This is a genomic window from Mesorhizobium sp. (assembly GCF_004962245.1).
GTDB lineage: Bacteria > Pseudomonadota > Alphaproteobacteria > Rhizobiales > Rhizobiaceae > Mesorhizobium.
Genome location: NZ_SUHQ01000031.1, coordinates 48,520 through 69,519, shown reverse-complemented (window position 1 = coordinate 69,519; position 21,000 = coordinate 48,520). Strand labels below are relative to the sequence as shown.

Here is a 21,000-nt window from a genome sequence, read left to right as displayed (position 1 = left end):
CCGGCTGCCGGCAACCAGTCCTCAGGCTTCGTTCGCCGCAGGAGATGGAATGTTCGTCATCAGCTTTCTTGTCCGCCGCCTGGCTCAGGGCGCATTGATCATCTTTCTCGTCACGCTGCTGATCTTCACGCTGCTTCGCATCGTTCCGGGCGATCCCGTCCGGCTGATGGCGGGAGGAATGGCGCCCGAGGCGCTGATCGAGCAGATCGCCGAGGAGATGGGGCTGCGCGACCCGGTGCTGGTTCAATTCGGGCGCTATATGAGCGGCGTCGTCAGGGGCGACCTCGGCCAGTCGTTCGTTCGGCCGGCCAGCGGCGCCTCGACCGGCGGATCCAGTTTCGGGGATGCCACGCGCGGCGAGCGCGCCGACGTGCTCACGCTTATCGGCGAGACCCTGCCGATGACGCTGCAGCTGGCCTTTCTGGCGATCGTGTTCGCGATGGTCTTTTCGTTCCTGGTCGGCATCCCGGCCGGATTGTCTCCCGGACGATGGCCGGACAGGGTCGCTTTTTACGTGTCGTCGATCTTCATATCCCTGCCGGGTTTCTGGCTCGGCATCGTGCTTGCGCTGCTGCTCTCCGTGAAACTCGGATGGCTGCCGGCGATCGGCTACAAGGGTTTTGCCTACACCATCCTGCCGGCAATCGTGCTGGCTGTCGAACTTTCGCCGGTTCTTATCCGGACGCTGACCGGCTCGATCTCCTCGGCGATGACGATGCCGTTCATTGCGGTCGGCCGCGTGCGCGGGCTCAGCCAGCGCCGGATCATCTTCGCGCATGCGCTGCGCAACGCCTCGGTTCCGCTGCTCAATCTGCTCGGCATCCAGATCAGCGGCCTGCTCGGCGGCGTGCTCGTGATCGAATTCATCTTCGACTATCCCGGACTGGGGCTTTTGACCATCAATGCCGTGCTGCAGCGCGATTTTCCGCTGATTCAGGGGATCGCGATCGTCACCAGCGCCATCTTCGTCCTGATCAACATCGCGGTCGATCTGATCGCGACCCTGATCGATCCGAGACTGGAATACTGATGAGCATCGCAGACACCAACCTGGGCCTGAAAGCAACCGCGCCGGACGTGCAGCGCGGCGCTTCGCTGTCCCGGCGGATTTGGAAGGCGGCGCTCGCGTCGAATGAATTCCGGGTCGGCCTCGTGATCTTCGCCGTACTGGGTCTCGCGGCGTTGCTCTATCCGGCTTTGAGCGGGATCGATCCCACCAAGATGAACGTCGCCGGCCGTTTGCAGTCGCCACCCTTCCTCGGCGACAAATGGAGCTGGGCAGCACCGCTCGGCACCGATCAGATCGGTCGCGACATGCTGGTGCGCAGTCTGGTGGGGCTGCGCTATTCCCTGCTGATCGGCCTGTCCACCGTGGTGGTGATGCTGATCATCGGCTGCTCGCTCGGCACGCTCGCCGGTTATTATGGGGGCAGGATCGACATGGTGATCATGCGGATCACCGACGCGCAGCTCTCCATCCCGATGATCATCCTTGCGATCACGGTTCTCGGGGTATCGCGGCCGACGATTCCGGCGATCATCCTTGTCCTCGGCCTTTCGAGCTGGCCAGTCTATGCCCGCGTCACGCGCAGCGTCGTGATGACCGAACGCAAGAGCGAGTATGTGCGTGCCGCCCAGGTCAGCGGCGCTTCGGATTTTCGCATCATGGTCTGGCTGCTCGCGCCGCTGGTGCTGCCGCCGATCATCTTCGTGTCGGTGCTCGACGTGGCGCGCATGATGATCTTCGAGTCGATCCTCGGCTTCATCGGCCTCGGCGTGCAGCCTCCGACGCCGACTTTCGGCAACATCATCGCCGACGGCAGGAAATACCTGCTCAATGCATGGTGGATCGCCACCATGCCGGGGGTGTTCCTGTGCCTTACCCTGACCAGCATCAACCTCATGGGCGCTTCGCTCGAGCGTGCCCGCAACCGGATCTACGGAGGCGTGTCGTGAACAGCAGCCCGGTCCTGTCGGTCAGGAATCTCAGCGTGGACGTGGGCACTGGCGCTGGCGCCCGGCCAGTCCTGTCCGATGTGAGCTTCGATCTCGCTCCGCGCGAAATCGTCGGCATCATCGGGGCCAGCGGTTCGGGCAAGACCGTTCTGGCGCGAGCCCTGGTCAACTGGATCGACCCACCGCTGCGCATCGCGTCCGGCTCGGTCGAGTACAAGTCGCAGAACATCCTCGATCTGGCCGGCGGACGGATGCGCCTGCTGCGCAGGGAGATCGCCTATGTCGGTGCGAATCCCATGGGAGCGCTGGATCCCACGTTGCCGGTCGGCCGCCAGATCGTCGAGAAGCTGAGCGCCGTAGTGCCCGGCATCGACCCGTCGGAGGCGCGCAAGCGGGTCATCGACCTTCTTGGAGCGGTCCGCATTCCCTCGCCACGATTGCGTTTCGACGAGTACCCCTCGCAATTCAGCGGCGGCATGATGCAGCGTGCGCTGATCGTCGACGCTTTGGTCAGCAATCCAGCTTTCCTCGTCGCCGACAACGTCACTCAACCACTGGACGTGACAGTCGCGGCGCAGGTCCTGCGTTTGATGCGCGAGTTGACGGAGCGTTTCGACACCGCGGTGGTGTTCGTTTCCTCTTCGCTGCCGACGGTCAAGGAGGCGGCCGATCAGGTCCTGGTGCTGTCCGAAGGCAGGATCGTCGAGCGCAACACCCCGCAGCGGCTCATCGATGCGCCGCAGCATCCCTATACGCTGCAGCTGATCAGCCAGATACCGAAAATCTGGACGAGCGAAGCGGCGGCCGTTCCGCGTACGCCGAACGCGGCCAGGCCAACGATCAGCATCCGCGACGCTACCCGCACCTACCGTGTCCGCAAACGGGGAACGTTCGCGGCCCACAGCGAGGTTCGCGCCGTGCGCAACGTCACCTTCGACGTCATGCCGGGCGAGAATTTCGGCGTGGTCGGCGAGTCCGGCTGCGGCAAATCCACCCTGATGAGGCTTCTCAGCCGCCTGGAGTTTCCTGATAGCGGCAGCGTCATCTGCAATGGCGAGGACCTCTCGAAACTGCGGGGAAAGACGCTGCTGAAGTTCCGGCGCGATTTTCAGCTGGTGCTGCAGGATCCGTTCAACTCGCTGCCGCCGCGCACATCAATCGGCGCGATCCTGGAGGATCCGCTGCGTGTGCACGGCATGCGCAATGCGAAGGAGATTCGCGAACGCGTACTGACGGTCATGGCCGAGGTCGAACTTCCCGCGAACCTCTATGACGAACTGCCGCTTGGGCTCAGCGCCGGTCAACGTCAACGCGTCAATGTCGCCCGCGCCATGGTGCTCGAGCCGAAGGTGCTCATCATGGACGAGACGCTGTCGTCGCTCGACCAGACCGAGCAGTTCCGCTTGCTGGCGCTGTTCGAAAAGCTGCAGGTCCAACACGGCCTGACCTACGTCTTCATTTCACATGACCTTGCAATGGTCCGCCGCGTTTGCAACCGGGTCGCCGTGATGTATCTCGGCGAGGTGGTGGAGATCGCCCACAATGAGCGTCTTTTCTTCGATCCGGGGCATCCGTACACGAAGGCGTTGTTGAGCGCGGTTCCGACACTGGAGGAGCGTCGCTACAAGCCGGAGGACTGCCTGCTGGAGGGAGAGCCGCCGAGCCCGATCGACCTGCCGCCGGGTTGCAGTTTCGCCAGCCGCTGTCCGCATGCCTTCGACCGGTGCCGGGCCGAGAGCCCGACGCTGACGGCGCGAAATCACGGCGAGTTGGCGGCCTGCTTTCTCGTCGAAGGACCGGGGGCCCGCGCCGCCGCATGATGGACAAGAAAAAACGGGGAGGAACATACCGATGGAAGCGAAATCCGCATGAGCGATCCTGAAGATCGCTTGCAATATGCACTGGCCGAACTCGAAAGGCACGGGCGCGTATCGGTGCAGGCACTCGCGGAGCATTTCCAGGTCAGCCGGGAAACGGTGCGTCGCGACCTGAAGCAACTGGAACTCGAGGGGCACCTGCGGTGCATCTATGGCGGTGGCGTCAAACCGCGCCCGAACGCCGACGAACCCATCGCCGACCGGATGCGGCTGAACGCGCGCGAGAAGGCACGCATCGGCGAATGCGCGGCGACCCTGCTCAGGGACAACATCAAGATCTTCGTCGACACCGGCACGACGACGCTGGCCTTCGCCAAGCATCTGAGGAACTGGCCCGACATCACCGTCTACACCAACTCGCTCGACATCGTCGCGCTGCTCGCCGATGCCGGACATCCCAATCTCGTAGCGGTCGGCGGTGACGTCAGGGCGAGCTACCGGGCATTCATGGGTCCGGATCCGGTCGACCTCGTCACGCGGCATCTGTTCGACATCGCCTTCGTCAGCATTGCAACCGTCGACAGCAGGTTCGGCTTCATGGACCTCGGGCAAGACGAGGCGAACATTCGCCGCGCGCTGCGAAAGCACTCCAAACAGTGCGTCATGCTGGCCGACAGCAGCAAGTTCGGCCGGCAGGGCTCGATCTGCACATACGAATTCCGGGACGTCGACATCCTGATCACTGACGCTCCCCTCAAGGCGGACTTCGCCGCGCAAATGGATCAGGCGCAGGTAAAGGTGCTCTATGCTTGAAATTCGCAAGGACCCGTCGGCTTTCCCCGACATCGACGCCGAAGCCCTCCATCGGATGATGGATGAGGTTTCCGCCTTCGGCGGTGGTCCAGACGGCTCGATGACGCGACTGACCCTGTCGCGCGAGGATGGACTGGCACGCGACTGGTTGGCTGCATGGTTCGCGCGGGAAGGTCTGCGCCTCGAGGTCGACCCGATCGGCAACATGTACGGATTTCTCGACTGGGCCGGCAAGGATGCGCCCTGCATCATGAGCGGGTCGCACCTCGACAGTCAGCCGAATGGCGGCCGTTTCGACGGAGCCTACGGGGTGATCGCCGCCTGCGGCGCGATCGGGGCGATCCGGCGCCGGGCGGCCGAAACCGGCATCACGCCGAAATGCAACTTCGCCGTCGTCAACTGGACCAACGAGGAAGGTGCGCGATTCCAGCCCAGCCTGCTCGGCAGCAGCGTCAATTCCGGCGAGATCGACCTGGATTTCGCGTTGGCGCGCCGGGACGGCTCCGGCGTGTCGGTGGCCGAGGCGCTGTCGGAAATTGGCTATGCGGGCAAGGCCGCTCGCGTGGTGCCGGACGCCCTGATCGAGATCCACATCGAGGGTTCGGCCCATCTCGAGAAGGCCGGCCTGCGGATCGGGGCATTCACCCGTTACTGGGGCGCCGTCAAATATCGCCTCGCCTATGTCGGCCGGCAGGCCCATACCGGCCCCACTCCGATGGCCGAGCGGCAGGATGCGCTGCTCGCCGCCGCCTATCTGATCGCCGAACTCAGGGACATGGCCGACAAGGCCGGTCCGGATCTGCACACCTCGGCGGCGCGATTGGAGGTCCATCCCAACTCGCCGAACGTGGTGCCGGCAGAGGCGGTGATGTTCATCGAACTGCGGTCGGCAAGCGCCGAGCTTCTGGCGTCGGCCGAAGCGGACCTCAAGCAGAAGATCGCAGCCTGCGCCGCGCGTGCGCGCGTGTCGTTCGAAGTTCGATCCATAGACCGGAGGCGGGCGGGAGGGTTCGACGCCGGGCTGATCGATCTCGCCGAGCAGACCGCCGGATTGCTCGGGCAGACCGTGCTGCGGCTCGACACGATCGGCGGGCATGACGCCGTCAGCATGTCGGCGGTGACGCCGGCGATCGTCATCGGAGTGCCGAGCGTCGGCGGTGTCATCCACCATCCGACGGAATTCACCACGCCCGAGGACCGGCTCCTGGGGACGGAACTGCTCGCGGGGATGCTGTGGCGGTTCTGCGTCGACGGCAACATCCTGAAGAGCTGAAGGGCCGGACGATGAAGACGATCGGCGAAGCCTCCACCCCCGCGGAAGTTCGTGCCGAGGCGGCGCTCACCGCTATTGCAGAATGGAAGGGAAAACAGATCGGTTATACCTCGGCCTCTCCGGGTATCGCATCGCCCTCGCATCGCGGCGTCGACAGCGAGGCATGGCTGGTCGCGGTCGACCAGTCGTCTCCGGCCTATTTCCTGAAGATCGTGAGTTCCGACCAGAAGGCGTTCGTCGATCTGGAGGCCGTGTTTGAAGCCGCCTCCATCGCGGCCGGACTGGGCTGCACGCCAAGTCCCCAACATCTTGCGCGAGACGCCGACGCGATCGTCTTCGATCTCCTGCCGCCCGGTTGGAAGACGGCGCGCATGGACGATCTGCGACGGACGGAAATCATGGAACAGGTCATCGCGCTCAAAAAGGCGATCCACGGGTCGCGGCCATTCGCCTTGTCATGGACGGTATTTGACGGGATCAGGGTGCTGGACAACGCTTGCAAAGCCGCCGGCGTCGAGCGTCCGCACGATCTTTGGTGGATGCTCGACGGCGTCGGGGAGATCGAGCGCGCGATCACGGCAGCGGGCTACGATGCCCGGCCGAGCCACGCGGACGGCCTCGCCTCCAACGTCATGATAAGCCAGGACGGGGCGGTTCAGCTCGTCGATTTCGACGAAGCCCGCAATGTCGATCCCCTCTACGAGATCGGCATTCTGCTCAACGAGGCCTTTTCGTTCGAAGAAGAGATGCAGCCGGCGCTTGAGATGTTCGAGGGGGCCTTCCGTCAGGCTTCCCTCGACCGCTGCCGTGCCTATGCGGCCGCGGACGATCTGATGTGGGGACTCTGGGGGATGCTTATGAACTCGACATCGGCGCGCGGCGACATCGAATTCCTGAAATACGCGCAGTGGCGCCTGCTGCGCTGCCGGATGGCTCTTCGCCATCCGGACTTCGAACTGAAGTTGAGACGGCTTTGAGCTGATACAAGGGGGCTGTAGATGATTGAGAAGCGGCCGGGCGAGGCGGTGAACGAAGCCGAGCGGGAAATCGAGGCTGTCATCTGCGCCGTCGAACCATGGGCGGGCCGCGATCTCCGCTACGGGCCTGTGCATGGCGGCATCAGCAATTCCAACTGGCGCGTTCGCATCGAGGGACAGCCAGGGAGCTATTTCGTGAAGGTTCCGGGCCGGGGCACCGAAATGTTCATCAACCGAAAGGCGGCGGCGGAGGCGAGCCGGCGCGCGCATTCGCTCGGTATCGGACCCGCGGTCTACAACTATCTGGACGAACGCGGCGTCGAGATCGCCGACTTCATGGAGGGACGGCGCTCCTGTACCAACCGCGATTTCCTGGACCCGGATGTGCGCCGCTCGGTGCTGGGTCTCTATCGGCGCTTCAACGATTCGGGCCTGCTGTCGCTGACCAAGACCGTCTTCGACATGATTGACGAGCATATCGATCAGGTGCGCGAGCTCGGAGGCGCACTGCCCGCGGATTTTGCCTGGCTGCATCGCCAGTACCGGCTGGCGCGGGCGGCGCTCGAGGCTTCGGGCATCGACCTTGTGCCGTGCTTCAACGATCCGATGCCCGGAAACTTCATGATCGCGCCCGACCGGTCGATGATGCTGATTGATTACGAGTATGCGGCAAACAACGACCGCTGTTACGAACTCGGCATCTGGTGCGGGGAAATGTTCTTTTCCGATGCGGTCGAGGCGGAAGTCATCGAGGAATATTTCGGCAGGTTCGATCCACGGCTGAAAGCCCGCCTGGTCGTGCACAAGGTGCTCGCCGATGTGAAGTGGGGAACCTGGGCGATGGTGCAGAACGTCGTATCGGCGCTCGATTTCGATTTCTACAAATACGGTGCGTGGAAATATATGCGCGCGCGCTCGGTCATGCAGGCCCCGCAATGGGTCGAGTATCTCAGGGCGGTCTGACGGGTGTCGCTGGCGGAGCAATTCCGGTTTGTTGGCGCTCGCCATTGCTGATCGCGACTGGGATATCCGGCCACGTGCTCGTCGCCAAAATCCGGTCCCGCTTTTGCAGTTCCTAGACTTCCACATTTTCGGATATGATCGGACCGGCCGGGCACGAACGCGCTCCGGTCGGGAGGCGATTCTTGAGGAACCTAGGCAACCCGCACAGGGCCACCGACGGCGTTCCGATCACACGGCGTGATCTGATTACGACCGCTGTTTCGGGTGCGGCGGCGCTATTCGCCCCCGCTGCCCTCGGCGCCGAAGAAGAGAGTTTCAAATTCGGTCTGACGCCAGTCTTCCTCTCGAACGATCTCGAATTGCTTGGCCATCTGCGCAGCTATCTGAGCGCCATGATCGGTAGCCAGGTCGAGCTCGTGACGCGCCGCACGTATCAGGAAATCACGGCGCTGCTGGTTTCCGGGCAGATTCAGTCGGCATGGATCTGCGGCTATCCCTACGTGCAGTTCAAGGCCGATCTCGACCTTGTCGCAACCCCGGTCTGGCACGGCAAGCCGCTCTACCAATCGTATTTGATCGCTTCGGTTGGTCGTAACGTGGATGACTGGACCGGATTGAAAAGCGACGTCCATGCGTTCTCGGATCCTGATTCGAATTCGGGTTTTCTGGTGACGCGGGCGCTCCTCGCGGAGAACCGCCAGCTTCCCGGCAATTTCTTCTCGCGCAGCTTCTTCACCTATGGACACCGAAACGTCATCAGGGCCGTCGCCTCGGGGCTCGCTCAGTCGGGCAGCGTGGACGGCTACGTTTACGAGGTCATGCGTGAGACCGAGCCGGATTTGGTGAAGCAGACCAGGATCGTCCGCAAGTCGGAATGGCTGGGCTTCCCGCCAATAGCGTCGCCGAAGTCCGCCTCCAACGATCGACGCGTCAAGGCGTTGCAGCAGGCCTTGATTTCCATGGAGGATGATGCCGAGGGCCGGAAAGTCCTTGCCCTGCTTCGTCTGGACGGGTTCGCGGCAACCGATCCGTCGCTCTTCGACGCGATTGCGGCCAAGGTGGGAACCGTGAGGCAGTTTGGATGAAACTGCTCCGGCGCTTCCGATCGATTCCCGTCTCCTATCGCGTGCCGGTCTTTGTGGCTTTGCTCATGGTGGTCATCAGCGCAGCCATTTCCGAGCGAGTGCTCAACCGGCTGTCGCGGACACAGGAACGCTTCCTCGACGGCCTTGCCGAAACATATCTGGATGGCCTTTCGGCGGCGGTCGTGCCGGCGGTGCTGCGGGCGGACGTCTGGGAGGTGTTCGATGCGCTCGACAGATCCTCGGCATCCTATAAATCCCTCGCTCCGGTCGAAACCGTGGTGACCGGCCCGGACGGCAGGGTGCTCGCAGCGAGCGATCCGAATCGGATCGCGACGTATTCCGAATTGCCGGCGGATTATCTCAATCGTTATGGTCCTGATGTCGTCACGATCGACGAGACCAGATTGACCGGGTTCGCCCGCCGCGATCTCGCCTACCAGGGTCAGCCGATCGGGACGATCCACGCCACATTCGATGTGTCGCACCTCTTTGCCGAGCGGCGTGAGATTCTGGTCACCTTGCTCATTACCAACGGCGTCCTCGCGTCCCTGTTCGCGCTGGGCGGCTTCGTGCTGGTGAGGCAGATGATCGGCCCGATGCGGGTGCTGGAGGACCACATGCGTTCGGCAGCGCATGGCGCGGCCGAGCCGATCTCACCGCGGGAAATTCCGGCCGGGGATTCTGAAGTCGCGGGCCTGTTCCGCGGCTACAATGCCCTTGTTCATGCCGAGCGCGAGCGTGCGAACTTCGCCATGCAGCTCGCCGAGGAAGAGAAGCTGTCGAGCCTGGGGCGCCTCGCTTCCGGCATGGCGCATGAGATCAACAATCCGCTTGGCGGGCTGTTCAACGCGTTGGATACGTTGAAGACCCATGGCGAAACCCCCGGTGTTCGCGACACATCGATCAGCCTGATCGAGCGCGGCCTTGCCGGCATCCGCGACGTGGTTGAGGCCGCGCTTGCCACCTACCGGCCCGAACGATCGCAGCGCCCTATGACCGCCGCAGATCTGGAAGATGTCCATCTGTTGCTCAAGCCGGAATTGCGACGGAAACGACAGCGGCTGGATTGGAGCGTCGTATGGAACGGTGCGCCGGAATTACCCATCCGAGGCGGTCCGGTCCGTCAGGCGGTCCTCAACCTCCTCCTCAATGCGAGCGCGGTCACTCCGGAGGACGGGACGGTTTCGCTGAAGGCAATGAGCGCCGAAGACCGGCTGCACATCGAAATTGGCGACCAGGGCTCCGGAATGCCGGCCGACATCGCGGGGATTCTCATCGATCAGGATCCCGGTCCGGCCGTACGCGCGGGGCGTGGTCTCGGCCTCTGGATGGTCCGCCGCGTGGTTGACGATCTCGGCGGACATGCCAGTATCGCACTCAAAAGAGGGGGAGGAACGGCGGTCACGCTGATAATTCCCTTCGACAGCGAGGACGCCAAAGCCCATGCTGCCTGACCGCGCCCGGATAGGCCTTGTCGAGGACGATCCTGTGATGGGAGGGTCGATCGTTCAGCGCCTCGAGCTCGAGGGCTGGCGGGTGACATGGTGGCAGTCAGGGCGAGACGCCATTTCCGGAATTGAAGGCCTGTCCCGTTCCCTCGATCTGGTGATTTGTGACGTCCGTCTTCCCGACATTTCCGGCGAAGTGGTTTTCAGCGAGCTTGCCAACCTGCCGAACTCCCCGCCGTTCATCTTCGTGACCGGCCATGGCGAGATCGACCAGGCTGTCAGGTTGATGCGATCCGGCGCCGTTGATTTCATGACCAAGCCGTTCGCGATGGATGAATTCCTGCGGAGGATCGATGCCGCGCGGCGGACAACGCATAGCCAGCTTCGTCTCAAGGGCTATTTCCTCGGCGAGTCCCCGGCCATCCAGCATACCGAAGACCTGCTGCGTCGTTACGCGGGCCACGACCTGCCTGTGCTGATCACCGGCGAGACCGGATCCGGGAAAGAAGTTGCTGCCCGCCTGCTCCATGAGGTTTCACCCCGGCGCGTGGAGCCGTTCATCGCCGTGAACTGTGCTGCTATCCCGGCCGAGCTGCTGGAGAGCGAGATTTTCGGTCACGAAAAAGGGGCGTTTACCGGTGCGCAACAGCGGCACTTCGGATATGCCGAGCGGGCCGGAAAGGGCACGCTGTTCCTGGATGAGATCGGCGACATGCCAATGCCGCTTCAGGCAAAGCTGCTCAGACTGGTCGAAGACGGAAGTTTCAACCGGGTTGGCGGTGAAACGCCCTGCACGTTTCGAGCGCGGGTTGTTTCGGCCACTCATCGCGACCTTGGCCAACGCAGCGGGCCGTCGAGCTTCCGCGAAGATCTCTATTTTCGACTTGCGGTCCTGCCGGTGACGATTCCGCCTTTGCGCGAGCGGCATGAGGACATCACCTGGCTTCTCGACAGGTTCCTGGAAAATGCAGCGAGCCGCTCCGATATCCGGATCCGGGGCTTCAGCGCGCTGGCCGAGGAGGCCGCACTTGCCTATCCCTGGCCTGGAAATGTGCGGGAACTCAGAAACCGCGTCGAGCGGGCGGTGGCGTTGTCGACCAGTGAGTGGATCATGCCCGGTGACCTGTTCCCTGAACGGACAACAAAGCCCGGAAGCGCTGCATTCGCCCCGCTAGCCGACGTTCGCGATGCCGCGGAGCGGCGGCAGATCGAGCGTGCACTGGACGAAACGGGCGGTCAAATTGCAAAGGCAGCTGGGTTGCTGGCGATCTCCCGAACGACGCTTTGGGAGAAGATGACGCGGCTCGGCCTTGCCGATCGGGCGCGTTCGACTTCCTGAACCTTCGGCACTGCAGCATGTCCGGATTTCCGAACATGCATGCCCCTTGGCGCTGGCGTCATAACAGTTTCTCGAATGAAATCGGCCGGCTTCTCCGCTTGGCACAGGCGTTGCAAGGCCGCTTGCGACGATTTTCGCCAAACGGGAGGAATGCATGGATCGCTGCAACAAGCTGGTCGACGTCGGCCGCCGTCAATTTCTAAGGGGAGGGGCGTTCGCCGCCGCAGGCATGGCCACGGCAGTGGCGCTGCCGGCGCAAGCTCAGACCAAGGCCGCACCCGGTCTGGCACTGGTCGAATATCCGTCGAACAAGTTGGCCAATATCGCCGATTTGAAACCAAACGAGCCTTTCGATGTCGGCTACCCTGATGAAAACGCGCCCGGTGTGCTGCTGAAGCTTGGAACGAAAGTGGAAGGTGGTGCCGGCCCTGACGGCGACATCGTCGGGTTCTCGACCACGTGCCCCCACAAGGGCTTCCCGCTCAACTACAACGCCGACGACCACTCCTTCAATTGCCCCGGCCACTATTCGCGCTTCGACGCGGATGCCGGCGGACAACAGATCTGGGGGCAGTCGACCGCCAACCTGCCGCAATACGCGCTCCGCATCGACGACAAGGGCGACATCTATGCCGAGGGCGTGGATGAGCTGCTCTACGGTCGCCTGAGCAACGTACTTTAGGGGAGGATCGGATCATGGCTTACAAACGTCACATCGACCGGCTGCCGATCATTCCGGCGGATGCGAAGAAACACAACGTCACCTGCCACTATTGCATCGTCGGTTGCGGCTATCACGCCTACACATGGCCGGCCAACAAGCAGGGCGGCACCGATGCCGCCTCGAACGTATTTGGGGTCGATCTGTCCGAGCAGCAGGCCGCCGAGACCGACGCCTGGTACGCGCCTTCGATGTACAACATCGTCAAGCAGGACGGTAAGGACGTCCATATCGTCATCAAGCCGGACCACGACTGCGAGGTGAACTCCGGCCTTGGTTCGGTGCGCGGCGCCCGCATGGGCGAAACGCGGTATTCGACGGCACGGGGCTCGCAGATGCAGCGGCTCACCGACCCGATGGTATGGCGCTATGGCCAGATGCAGCCGACGTCCTGGGATGATGCGCTCGACCTCGTCGCGAGGGTGACCGCGGCGGTCGTGAAGGAGCAGGGCGAGGACGGGCTGTTCGTCTCCATGTTCGATCATGGCGGGTCGGCGGGCGGTTACGAAAACACCTGGGGCACCGGAAAACTCTATTTCGGCTCCATGAAGGTGAAGAACATACGCATCCACAATCGCCCGGCCTACAACTCGGAAGTCCATGCCACCCGCGACATGGGCGTTGGCGAACTCAACAACTGCTACGAGGACGCCGAGCTTGCCGACACGATCATGGCCGTCGGTACCAATCCGCTCGAGACCCAGACGAACTACTTCCTCAACCACTGGATTCCGAACCTGCGAGGCGCAACGCTGGACAAGAAGCAGGCGCAGATGCCGGACGAGCCGCATGCGGCCGCCCGGATCATCGTCGTCGATCCCCGCCGCACGGTGACCGTCAACGCCTGCGAGGCCGAAGCGGGTAAGGAAAACGTGCTCCACCTCGCGCTCAATTCAGGAACCGACCTGGCGCTGTTCAACGCGCTGTTCACCTACATTGCGGACAAGGGCTGGGTCGACGAGGATTTCCTCAAGAACAGCACGGCCGCGGAAGGCAAGGCGCGCCCGGCGCTTTATCCGGCCCGCGGCGAGGCGGACGGCAAGCCTGGGCACCTTACCAACTTCAGCGGCGCCGTTGAAGGCTGCAGGATGTCGATCGAAGAGGCGGCGGGCATTACCGGGCTCGATCCGGCCGACATCGTCAAGGCGGCGGAGTGGATCGCCATGCCGAAAGAGGGCGGAAAGCGCCGGCGCACCATGATCGGCTACGAGAAGGGGCTGATCTGGGGCAATGACAACTACCGCACCAACGGTGCGCTGGTGAACATAGCGCTGGCGACGGGCAATATAGGCCGCGAGGGTGGCGGCGTGGTGCGCCTCGGCGGACACCAGGAAGGTTATGTGCGCCCCTCAGATGCGCATGTTGGGCGGCCCGCGGCCTATGTCGACAAGCTTCTGATCGAGGGCCAGGGTGGCGTCCACCACATCTGGGCCTGCGACCACTACAAGACTTCGCTCAATGCGCACGAGTTCAACCGCGTCTACAAGACGCGGACGGACATCGTGAAGGACGCGATGAGCAAGGTGCCGTATGGCGACCGGCAGGCGATGGTCGAAACCATTCTGGCCGCCATCAAGGCCGGCGGCCTGTTCTCGGTCGATGTCGACATCATACCGTCCAAGATCGGCGCGGCGAGCCATGTCTGGCTGCCGGCGGCAGAGTCGGGCGAGATGAACCTGACGTCGATGAACGGCGAGCGGCGCATGCGGCTGGTCGAGCGCTACATGGACCCGCCGGGCAATGCCAAGCCTGACTGCCTGATCGCGGCAGGACTGGCCCAGCATATGGAAAAGGTGCTGCGCGAGATGGGCGACGCTGCCTATGCCGACCAGTTCAAGGGCTATGACTGGGCAACCGAAGAGGATGCGTTCATGGACGGCTACAACAAAAACGCCGGCGGCGGCGAGTTCGTCACCTACGAGCGCCTGAAGGTCATGGGCAACAACGGCTTCCAGGAGCCTGCTACCGGCTTCGCGGACGGCAAGATCGTCGGAACGAAGCGACTCTATGCCGACGGCGTTTTTTCCGGGGAAGGCGGCAAGGCAAGCTTCATGGACGCGCCTTGGCGCGGGCTGCAGGCACCAGGCAAGGAAGAGCAGAAGGCCAAATTCAAATATCTTATCAACAACGGCCGCGCCAACATCGTCTGGCAGAACGCCTTCCTCGACCAGGAGAACGAGTTCGTCATGGATCGCATGCCCTTCCCCTACATCCAGGTGAGCCCGGACGATATGGGTGAACTCGGCCTGAAGGCCGGCGACCTCGTCGAGGTCTACAACGATGACGGCTCGACGCAGGCGATGGTCTATCCGACCCCGACGGCGAAGAAGGGCGAGACCTTCATGCTGTTCGGCTTTCCGACCGGGGTGATGGGTAACGTCATCAATGACGGCGTGAACGAGCTGGTGATCCCGAACTACAAGCAGACCTGGGCGAACATCAGGAAGATCTCGGATGCGCCGGAAGGCGTGAAGCACCTTTCGTTCAAGTCGCAGGAATATCAGGCCGTCTGAGGCTCTCCCGGGTCCGCCGCGGCGCCAGTCGCAGCGGCGGGCCCGGTGTCTCGCTCTGCCGTCTGGAGATTCCCGTCGGAAGCAATCCTCAGTGTCTCGAGCGGCCAGCCAAAGCCATTGCCCGAGAAGTCCTGATCACTTTGCTCCACGTCCTTTCAAGGGACCCGTTTCCGATCCCCTGGTCAGTTCCTGCAGGAACGCCTGGACCAGATTTCGTGTTTCGTCCGCCCTGCGGTAAGCAATCAGATGCCGCGAACTGAAGGTATAAGATCCCGGCTTGATCGCCCGCAACTCGCCAGCATGGACCCATGACGATGCGAAATGGGCCGGCAGGAAGCCGATGAAATTCTCCGACAGGATCAGCATCAATTGTGCTTCCATGTGGATCACCGACGCGCTGGCCTTGGGATGCCCGACGAGATAGAGATCGTCGAAATACCGATAGCTGCGCACCGAAAACCGCGCGGCATGGATGGCGCTTTGGTCGATCCTTGAATCGGGCACCGCAAAAAGCGGATGCCGTCGGCCGCAATAGAGAAAATGCGGCTCACCGCAGTAATCCCGGTAAACGACGCCGGGCGCTTTCTGCGATAGCGGCCCGATGACAATATCGCGGCCGCCATCAGCGACTTGCTGCTCAAGCTCGGACGGCGTGCCCAGCGAAAGATCGATGAAAACATCGGAATCAGGGCTCATGAAGCGTCTGAGGGCATGCTGGATGCCCAGTTCATCGCTTGTGAATACGCCATCGGAGGTGCCGATCCGCAACCGGCCGGACAGGCTGCCGCTGGCCGCGCTGATGCGGTGCCCGAAATCGTCGAGGTCGCGGAACAGTTTCTGCGCCGCGTCGTAGGTCGCCTGCCCGACTTCGGTGAGGCGGAACTGTTTGCGTCCGCGATGGCAGAGCTGGGCGCCGATGCGTTTCTCCAGCTCCGCAAGATGCGTGCTGAGCGTCGGCTGCGACAGGTTGAGGGTGATCTGCGCGTCGGCGAAGCCGCCTGAATCGGCCAGCGCCACGAAGACGCGCAGCAGGCGGATGTCGATGTTGTCCAGACGGCGCATGCCTTGTCCCTCGATCGGCGATACATCGACATTATTCGATGTAAAATTCTAAATAAACTCATTTACATCAATGCTAGAATCGCGAGCCTGCGTGAAACAAAAATGGGGAACAATCATGAAATCGTCACTTCGCATCGCGTTGTCCGCAGCACTGGTGCTCGCCAGTTCGCAGTTCGCCTTCAGCGCCGACCAGATCCGCATCCTGGCTCCGACGTGGCTGGGATTTGCACCTGTCCACATCGCCGGCGACCTGGGCTGCTTCGCCGGCAAGGACCTCGACGTCAGCATCAAGTTCGAGGATGACCTGACCAATGTCATGGCGGCGATGGCGCGCGGCGACATCGAGATGCAGATGCGGTCCGTCGGCGAATATCAGGGTCGCCCGCGCGACGCCTCCACGCCGGGCATCATCATCGGCACGATCGACGAATCGGTCGGCGGCGACGGTGTCATCACCGATGACAAGATCAAGACGGTGGCGGATCTCAAGGGCAAAGTCGTCGCTGCCGAGCCGAACATTCCCTCACGCCTGTTGCTCCAGATGGAGTTGAAGCAGGCTGGACTGTCGCTGAAGGACCTCCAGATCAAGGACATCGCAACGGCTGACACGGGCGCGGTTTTCGTCGATGACTCGATTGCCGCGATCGCGACCTACGAACCGTTCATGTCACAGGCGCTGAAGGCCTCGACCCGTCCGGGTGCCCGCATGCTGGTCTCGTCCAAGGATCATCGCGGCATCATCATCGATGCGATCATCGTCCGCAACGACGATTTCAAGGCGAACCCGTACAAGTATGCGAAGTTTCTCGGCTGCATCTACGAGGCTGTCGACTTTCTCAAGTCCGAGCCGGAAAAATTCGCCGACATGGCCTCCAAGCATTTCGGCCTGACAGCGGCTGAAGTGACCGAGATCGTCAACTCCAGCCTGTCCTACACGACGCTCGCCGAATCGCTCGCCTATATGGGCGAACCGGGAGAAAAAGGCACGCTCCACGGTATCTTCGATACGGTGATGGACCTCAATCTGGAGAACGGCGCCGCCGACAACAAATTGGTGGCGACGGACCAGATCGACAATTCGGCGATCAACAAGGTATCGGCTAAGTAACGGCAGTACCGACCAGATCCGGCGGCCGCCTTCTGACGGCCGCCGGCGGCCATGCCATGCCGGCAGCCGTCAGTGACGGCCGTTGTTTCGACCATCCGGGGATAGCGATCTTGTTCAGCAGTCTGTTTGTTTTCCGCGGCCGGGCTTCGCCGATGGCGGAATCCGCCGTCAGCGTTGCGGCGGCCGCCCTGATCGTCGCGGGTTGGGAGCTGGCGGCGCGCGCCGGCGTCATCGCGCCGCAGTTCCTCCCCTCGCCAAGCCGAGTCGTCATCGCCTTATGGACAATGCTGACCGAGCAGAACCTCGTCTGGCACGTCGTGGTCTCGACCGCGCGTGTGTGGATCGCCTTCCTGCTCGCCGCGGCCATGGCCATCCCGATCGGCATCATGATGAGCAGTTACCGGATCGTCGGAGCCGCACTCGAGCCGATGATCGATTTCATCCGCTATCTTCCGGTTCCGGCACTTGTGCCATTGTCCATTATCTGGTTCGGCGTCGGCGAGGAGACCAAGATCTTCCTGCTCTGGCTGGGCACGTTCTTCCAGCTCGTGCTTCTCGTGGCCGACGACATGCGCCGGGTGCCGCAGGAGTTCGTCGAGGTCGCCCGCACCGTCGGCGCCACGTCAAGGCAGGTGATGACCGATGTCGCCTTGCGCTGGATGGGGCCGACTCTGATCGACAATCTCAGGATCACACTCGGCTGGTGCTGGACATATCTGATCATCGCCGAGATCGTCGCGGCCGATTCCGGCATCGGCTACGTGATCTGGACGGCACGCCGCTTCGTCAAAACGCCCGAAGTGATGGCGGGCGTCGTCGTCATCGGGCTGATCGGCCTCGTCACCGACCAACTGCTTCGCCTGCTTCACCGCCGGCTTTTCCGGTATCTGTGAGGGGCAGGTCATGAAGAACGGCTACGTTCAGTTCGTCGGTACGGCCAAGTCCTTCGGCCCGGTCGATGTCGTGCGAAAAACCGATCTTGGCCTCGACCGCAATTCGCTGGTGGTCTTCCTTGGCCCATCGGGCTGCGGCAAGACAACCTTGATGCGGATGGTCGGCGGCCTCGACGAGCCAAGCTCGGGTTCGATCCTGCTCGGGGGCGAAAAAGTTGTCGGGCCGGATCGCCGGCGCGGCATGGTGTTCCAGTCCTATTCGTCGTTTCCCTGGCTGACGGTCGAGAAGAACATTGCCTTCGGCATGCGCTACAGGAAGGATCTTGGCGTGGCCGAGAAGGCCGAGCGGATGCGCCATTATCTCGAATTGTTTGGGCTTGCCGACTTCGCCGGCTCCTATCCGAACCGGATTTCGGGCGGCATGCGCCAGCGCGTGGCGATAGCGCGCACACTCGCTGCCGGTTCGGATGTGCTGTTGATGGACGAGCCTTTCGGTGCGCTCGACGCGCTGACGCGCGAGCGCCTTCAGGTCGAGCTGCGGCAGATCCAGATTCGCGAGGAAAAGACCATCATCTTCGTCACCCACGACGTGGAAGAAGCGGTATTCCTCGCCGACCGGATCATCCTGTTTTCGCGCCGGCCGGCTTCGGTCGTGGCCGACATCGACGTGGCGGCCGAACTCGGCCCGCAACGGCCACTGGAGATCCGGGAAACGCAGAAATTCTTCGAGCTGCGCAACAAGGTCCTGCATCTGATCCGCAACGAGACCGGAGCGATCGTATGAGCCTGTCCTTCTCCGGAAAGTCTGTGGTGATCACCGGGGCCAGCCGTGGCATAGGCCTCGGCATCGCGAAGGGCTTCGCGCAAGCCGGCGCCAGCCTGCATCTCATTGCGAACGACGCGGCGGTGCACGAACGGGCGCGTGAATTGGGCGCCACCGGCACGGAGGCCGACATTGCCGATCGTGCGGCCGTCACGGCGGCACTCGAACCTGTCGCTCACATAGACGTGCTCATCAACAATGCCGGCCTGGAACTGATGACACCGATCACCGACAGTGGCGACGATGTCGAAGCCGCCTTCCGGCGCATCATCGAGATCAATATCATCGGCACGGCGCTCGTCACGGCGCGTGCCCTGCCGCGCATGCAGGCCGGCGGTTCGATCGTCAACACCGCATCGATCTGGGGGCGCGTCGCCGAGGCGCAGTTTGGTGCCTACGTCGCCTCCAAGCACGCCATCATCGGCCTGACGAAGACCTGGGCCAAGGAACTTGGGGGCAGGGGCATCCGCGTCAATGCGGTCTGTCCGGGATGGGTTCGCACGGATGCGTCGATGCGTTCGCTCGGCCGCATGGCCGAGAGAGACGCCGTCAGCGAGGCAGTACTGCTCGAAAGCATCGTTGGTGCACAGGCCCTGCCGGGTCTGATGGAGCCGGCCGATATGGCCGGCACCTATCTCTTCCTGGCGTCGGAGCTCGCAGCCAACATCACCGGGCAGTCGCTCGGCGTCGATAGGGGAGAAGTGCCTTGGTAAGCCCGCTCCACGGAAAACGCGCGCTGGTCACTGGCGCGGCCAGCGGCATTGGCCGCGCGACCGCGCACGCCTTGCGCGAGGCCGGGGCGACGGTTCTCGGGCTCGATCTCGAAGCGTCCGAGGGCGATATCCCCATTCTTGCCTGCGACCTCGCCAGCGAAACCGACATCATTGCCGCCGTCGGGCAGGGCGCGGACCGGATCGGCGGCTATGACATCCTCGTCAACAATGCCGGCATCCTCCAGGAAGCACCGCTTGGCGGGATTTCGCTCGACCATGTCGACCGCATGTTCGCCGTCAATGTGCGGGGCGCAATCATCGTGGCACGGGAAGTCTTGCCGCATCTTCCCGATGGCGGACGCATCATCAACATCGCCTCCGAACTCGCTTATCTCGGCCGGTCGGGTGCTTCGGTCTACTGTGCGACGAAGGCGGCGTTGCTCGGCCTTACCCGCTCCTGGGCACGCGAACTTGCACCCCGGATCCTGGTCAACGCCGTGGCGCCCGGGCCGACCGACACGCCGCTTCTTGGCTTCGAGGCGCTGACCGAGAGCCAGCGCGCGCTGGAGACGACACACCCGCTGGGGCGGATCGGACGGCCGGACGAGATCGCCTCCGCGGTGGTGTTCCTGGCCGGCCCCGGCGCAACTTTTTTCACCGGACAATGCCTGGGCGCCAATGGCGGCGCGGTGATGCCTTGAGAAAGAGATGATCATGAAAGACCGCGTTTTCCTCGCTGAACTGTCGTGGCCCGAGGCCCAGAAGCGGATCGCCGCCGGCGCTCCGGTGTTCCTGCCGCTCGGCGCGACCGAACAGCACGGCCACCATATGGCGATGAACGTCGATGTGGTGATTCCGACCGCCATCGCCGAAAAGGTGGCGGCGCAGGTCGGGGGTCTGGTGGCGCCGACGATCGCCTACGGCAACCGCTCGCAGCCTAGGACAGGCGGCGGCCCGGCCTTTCCCGGTACGATCAACATCACGGCACAGACTTTTTCGCTTCTGGTCAAGGATGTGATCTGCGACCTGTATCGCCAGAAGGTCCGACGCATCGTCGTGCTCAACGGCCATTACGAGAACATCGGCCCGTCAATCGAAGGTATCGAACTGGCGCTCGACGCCATCGGCCGCGAACGTGCGACAGACCTGACGATCCTGCGCGTCGACCACTGGGACATGGTGCGCGGCGAAACGCTGGCGAAGGTGTTCCCCGACGGCTACCCCGGCATCGAACTGGAGCATGCGAGCGTGATCGAAACGTCGATGATGCTGGCGCTGCGCCCGGAGCTCGTCGACCTCGACAAGGCGCTGCATGACGGTCCCGCGCAATTCAAGCCCTACGACCGCTATCCCAAGCCGGCCGAGGACGTGCCGCCGTCCGGCGTCCTGTCGTTGACCGAGGGCTCGTCGGCGGAGAAGGGCCGATGGCTGCTCGACGACTGCGAGACGAGGCTCGCCGATATCGTCAAACGTGAATTCTTCTGAGGTGAACGACA

Annotated in this window: 19 protein-coding genes; 18 read left to right on the top strand and 1 reads right to left on the bottom strand. The window is 63.0% G+C overall.

Annotation, left to right across the window (positions count from 1 at the left end; translation table 11 throughout):
• The first annotated feature begins 49 nt into the window (after window positions 1-49).
• The 12 genes from E5X88_RS27210 (at window position 50) to E5X88_RS27155 (ending at window position 14,905) form a co-directional block, all read left to right on the top strand.
• Window positions 50-1,030 carry an ABC transporter permease gene (locus tag E5X88_RS27210; protein WP_292166764.1) on the top strand — a complete coding sequence of 327 codons (981 nt, stop codon included), beginning with the start codon at window positions 50-52 and terminating at the stop codon, window positions 1,028-1,030.
• Entirely contained in the window at window positions 1,030-1,956 is a 927-nt protein-coding gene (locus E5X88_RS27205; protein WP_292166761.1) for an ABC transporter permease, read from the top strand. The genes E5X88_RS27210 and E5X88_RS27205 overlap by 1 nt, the downstream gene beginning before the upstream one ends.
• Window positions 1,953-3,776 (top strand): ABC transporter ATP-binding protein, encoded by a 1,824-nt coding sequence (locus tag E5X88_RS27200; protein ID WP_292166758.1) that lies wholly within the window; start codon window positions 1,953-1,955, stop codon window positions 3,774-3,776. The genes E5X88_RS27205 and E5X88_RS27200 overlap by 4 nt, the downstream gene beginning before the upstream one ends.
• A 48-nt stretch (window positions 3,777-3,824) precedes the next feature.
• On the top strand, window positions 3,825-4,586 hold the full coding sequence (locus E5X88_RS27195) for a DeoR/GlpR family DNA-binding transcription regulator (protein ID WP_292166755.1): 762 nt from the start codon (window positions 3,825-3,827) through the stop codon (window positions 4,584-4,586).
• Entirely contained in the window at window positions 4,579-5,859 is a 1,281-nt protein-coding gene (locus E5X88_RS27190) for a Zn-dependent hydrolase (protein WP_292166752.1), read from the top strand. Before E5X88_RS27195 ends, E5X88_RS27190 begins: the two co-directional genes overlap by 8 nt.
• A gap of 11 nt (window positions 5,860-5,870) precedes the next feature.
• Complete coding sequence (locus E5X88_RS27185) at window positions 5,871-6,836, top strand: aminoglycoside phosphotransferase family protein (protein ID WP_292166750.1); 966 nt, start codon at window positions 5,871-5,873, stop codon at window positions 6,834-6,836.
• Window positions 6,837-6,857: 21 nt separating this feature from the next.
• Entirely contained in the window at window positions 6,858-7,799 is a 942-nt protein-coding gene (locus E5X88_RS27180) for a choline/ethanolamine kinase family protein (RefSeq protein ID WP_292166745.1), read from the top strand.
• Between the two features lie 182 nt (window positions 7,800-7,981).
• A complete protein-coding gene (locus tag E5X88_RS27175) occupies window positions 7,982-8,884 on the top strand; it encodes a PhnD/SsuA/transferrin family substrate-binding protein (protein WP_292166742.1) in 903 nt (300 codons plus the stop codon).
• A complete protein-coding gene (locus E5X88_RS27170; RefSeq protein WP_292166740.1) occupies window positions 8,881-10,338 on the top strand; it encodes a HAMP domain-containing sensor histidine kinase in 1,458 nt (485 codons plus the stop codon). The genes E5X88_RS27175 and E5X88_RS27170 overlap by 4 nt, the downstream gene beginning before the upstream one ends.
• The gene (locus E5X88_RS27165) at window positions 10,328-11,671 is read left to right on the top strand and encodes a sigma-54 dependent transcriptional regulator (RefSeq protein WP_292166738.1); all 1,344 of its coding nucleotides are present in this window, start codon (window positions 10,328-10,330) and stop codon (window positions 11,669-11,671) included. The genes E5X88_RS27170 and E5X88_RS27165 overlap by 11 nt, the downstream gene beginning before the upstream one ends.
• A 154-nt stretch (window positions 11,672-11,825) precedes the next feature.
• On the top strand, window positions 11,826-12,353 hold the full coding sequence (locus tag E5X88_RS27160) for an arsenate reductase (azurin) small subunit (protein WP_292166734.1): 528 nt from the start codon (window positions 11,826-11,828) through the stop codon (window positions 12,351-12,353).
• 14 nt (window positions 12,354-12,367) lie between these two features.
• Window positions 12,368-14,905, top strand: coding sequence for an arsenate reductase (azurin) large subunit (locus E5X88_RS27155; RefSeq protein ID WP_292166732.1), 2,538 nt, complete (start codon window positions 12,368-12,370; stop codon window positions 14,903-14,905).
• A gap of 135 nt (window positions 14,906-15,040) precedes the next feature.
• On the opposite strand, the gene E5X88_RS27150 is transcribed toward E5X88_RS27155, so the two are convergent.
• Window positions 15,041-15,967: a LysR family transcriptional regulator gene (locus E5X88_RS27150; RefSeq protein WP_292166729.1), complete on the bottom strand. Its 927-nt coding sequence runs from the start codon at window positions 15,965-15,967 to the stop codon at window positions 15,041-15,043.
• A 115-nt stretch (window positions 15,968-16,082) separates the two neighbouring features.
• Here E5X88_RS27150 and E5X88_RS27145 point away from each other — a divergent pair, with 115 nt between their 5' ends.
• The 6 genes from E5X88_RS27145 (at window position 16,083) to E5X88_RS27120 (ending at window position 20,989) form a co-directional block, all read left to right on the top strand.
• Window positions 16,083-17,075: an ABC transporter substrate-binding protein gene (locus tag E5X88_RS27145; RefSeq protein ID WP_292166726.1), complete on the top strand. Its 993-nt coding sequence runs from the start codon at window positions 16,083-16,085 to the stop codon at window positions 17,073-17,075.
• 152 nt (window positions 17,076-17,227) lie between these two features.
• Window positions 17,228-17,968, top strand: coding sequence for an ABC transporter permease (locus E5X88_RS27140; protein ID WP_292166723.1), 741 nt, complete (start codon window positions 17,228-17,230; stop codon window positions 17,966-17,968).
• A gap of 10 nt (window positions 17,969-17,978) precedes the next feature.
• On the top strand, window positions 17,979-18,752 hold the full coding sequence (locus tag E5X88_RS27135) for an ABC transporter ATP-binding protein (protein ID WP_292166721.1): 774 nt from the start codon (window positions 17,979-17,981) through the stop codon (window positions 18,750-18,752).
• Window positions 18,749-19,504, top strand: coding sequence for an SDR family oxidoreductase (locus E5X88_RS27130; RefSeq protein ID WP_292166718.1), 756 nt, complete (start codon window positions 18,749-18,751; stop codon window positions 19,502-19,504). The genes E5X88_RS27135 and E5X88_RS27130 overlap by 4 nt, the downstream gene beginning before the upstream one ends.
• Window positions 19,498-20,205 (top strand): SDR family oxidoreductase, encoded by a 708-nt coding sequence (locus E5X88_RS27125; protein WP_292166715.1) that lies wholly within the window; start codon window positions 19,498-19,500, stop codon window positions 20,203-20,205. Before E5X88_RS27130 ends, E5X88_RS27125 begins: the two co-directional genes overlap by 7 nt.
• Window positions 20,206-20,218: 13 nt before the next feature.
• The gene (locus E5X88_RS27120) at window positions 20,219-20,989 is read left to right on the top strand and encodes a creatininase (protein WP_292166712.1); all 771 of its coding nucleotides are present in this window, start codon (window positions 20,219-20,221) and stop codon (window positions 20,987-20,989) included.
• Window positions 20,990-21,000 lie beyond the last annotated feature (11 nt).

Excerpts from the sequence above, each read along its gene's own strand:
- E5X88_RS27210 (WP_292166764.1), top strand. The coding sequence starts at position 50 with ATGTTCGTCATCAGCTTTCTTGTCCGCCGCCTGGCTCAGGGCGCATTG.
- E5X88_RS27205 (WP_292166761.1), top strand. The coding sequence starts at position 1,030 with ATGAGCATCGCAGACACCAACCTGGGCCTGAAAGCAACCGCGCCGGAC.
- E5X88_RS27195 (WP_292166755.1), top strand. The coding sequence starts at position 3,825 with ATGAGCGATCCTGAAGATCGCTTGCAATATGCACTGGCCGAACTCGAA.
- E5X88_RS27190 (WP_292166752.1), top strand. The coding sequence starts at position 4,579 with ATGCTTGAAATTCGCAAGGACCCGTCGGCTTTCCCCGACATCGACGCC.
- E5X88_RS27185 (WP_292166750.1), top strand. The coding sequence starts at position 5,871 with ATGAAGACGATCGGCGAAGCCTCCACCCCCGCGGAAGTTCGTGCCGAG.
- E5X88_RS27180 (WP_292166745.1), top strand. The coding sequence starts at position 6,858 with ATGATTGAGAAGCGGCCGGGCGAGGCGGTGAACGAAGCCGAGCGGGAA.
- E5X88_RS27170 (WP_292166740.1), top strand. The coding sequence starts at position 8,881 with ATGAAACTGCTCCGGCGCTTCCGATCGATTCCCGTCTCCTATCGCGTG.
- E5X88_RS27165 (WP_292166738.1), top strand. The coding sequence starts at position 10,328 with ATGCTGCCTGACCGCGCCCGGATAGGCCTTGTCGAGGACGATCCTGTG.
- E5X88_RS27160 (WP_292166734.1), top strand. The coding sequence starts at position 11,826 with ATGGATCGCTGCAACAAGCTGGTCGACGTCGGCCGCCGTCAATTTCTA.
- E5X88_RS27155 (WP_292166732.1), top strand. The coding sequence starts at position 12,368 with ATGGCTTACAAACGTCACATCGACCGGCTGCCGATCATTCCGGCGGAT.
- E5X88_RS27150 (WP_292166729.1), bottom strand. The coding sequence starts at position 15,967 with ATGCGCCGTCTGGACAACATCGACATCCGCCTGCTGCGCGTCTTCGTG.
- E5X88_RS27145 (WP_292166726.1), top strand. The coding sequence starts at position 16,083 with ATGAAATCGTCACTTCGCATCGCGTTGTCCGCAGCACTGGTGCTCGCC.
- E5X88_RS27140 (WP_292166723.1), top strand. The coding sequence starts at position 17,228 with ATGGCGGAATCCGCCGTCAGCGTTGCGGCGGCCGCCCTGATCGTCGCG.
- E5X88_RS27135 (WP_292166721.1), top strand. The coding sequence starts at position 17,979 with ATGAAGAACGGCTACGTTCAGTTCGTCGGTACGGCCAAGTCCTTCGGC.
- E5X88_RS27130 (WP_292166718.1), top strand. The coding sequence starts at position 18,749 with ATGAGCCTGTCCTTCTCCGGAAAGTCTGTGGTGATCACCGGGGCCAGC.
- E5X88_RS27120 (WP_292166712.1), top strand. The coding sequence starts at position 20,219 with ATGAAAGACCGCGTTTTCCTCGCTGAACTGTCGTGGCCCGAGGCCCAG.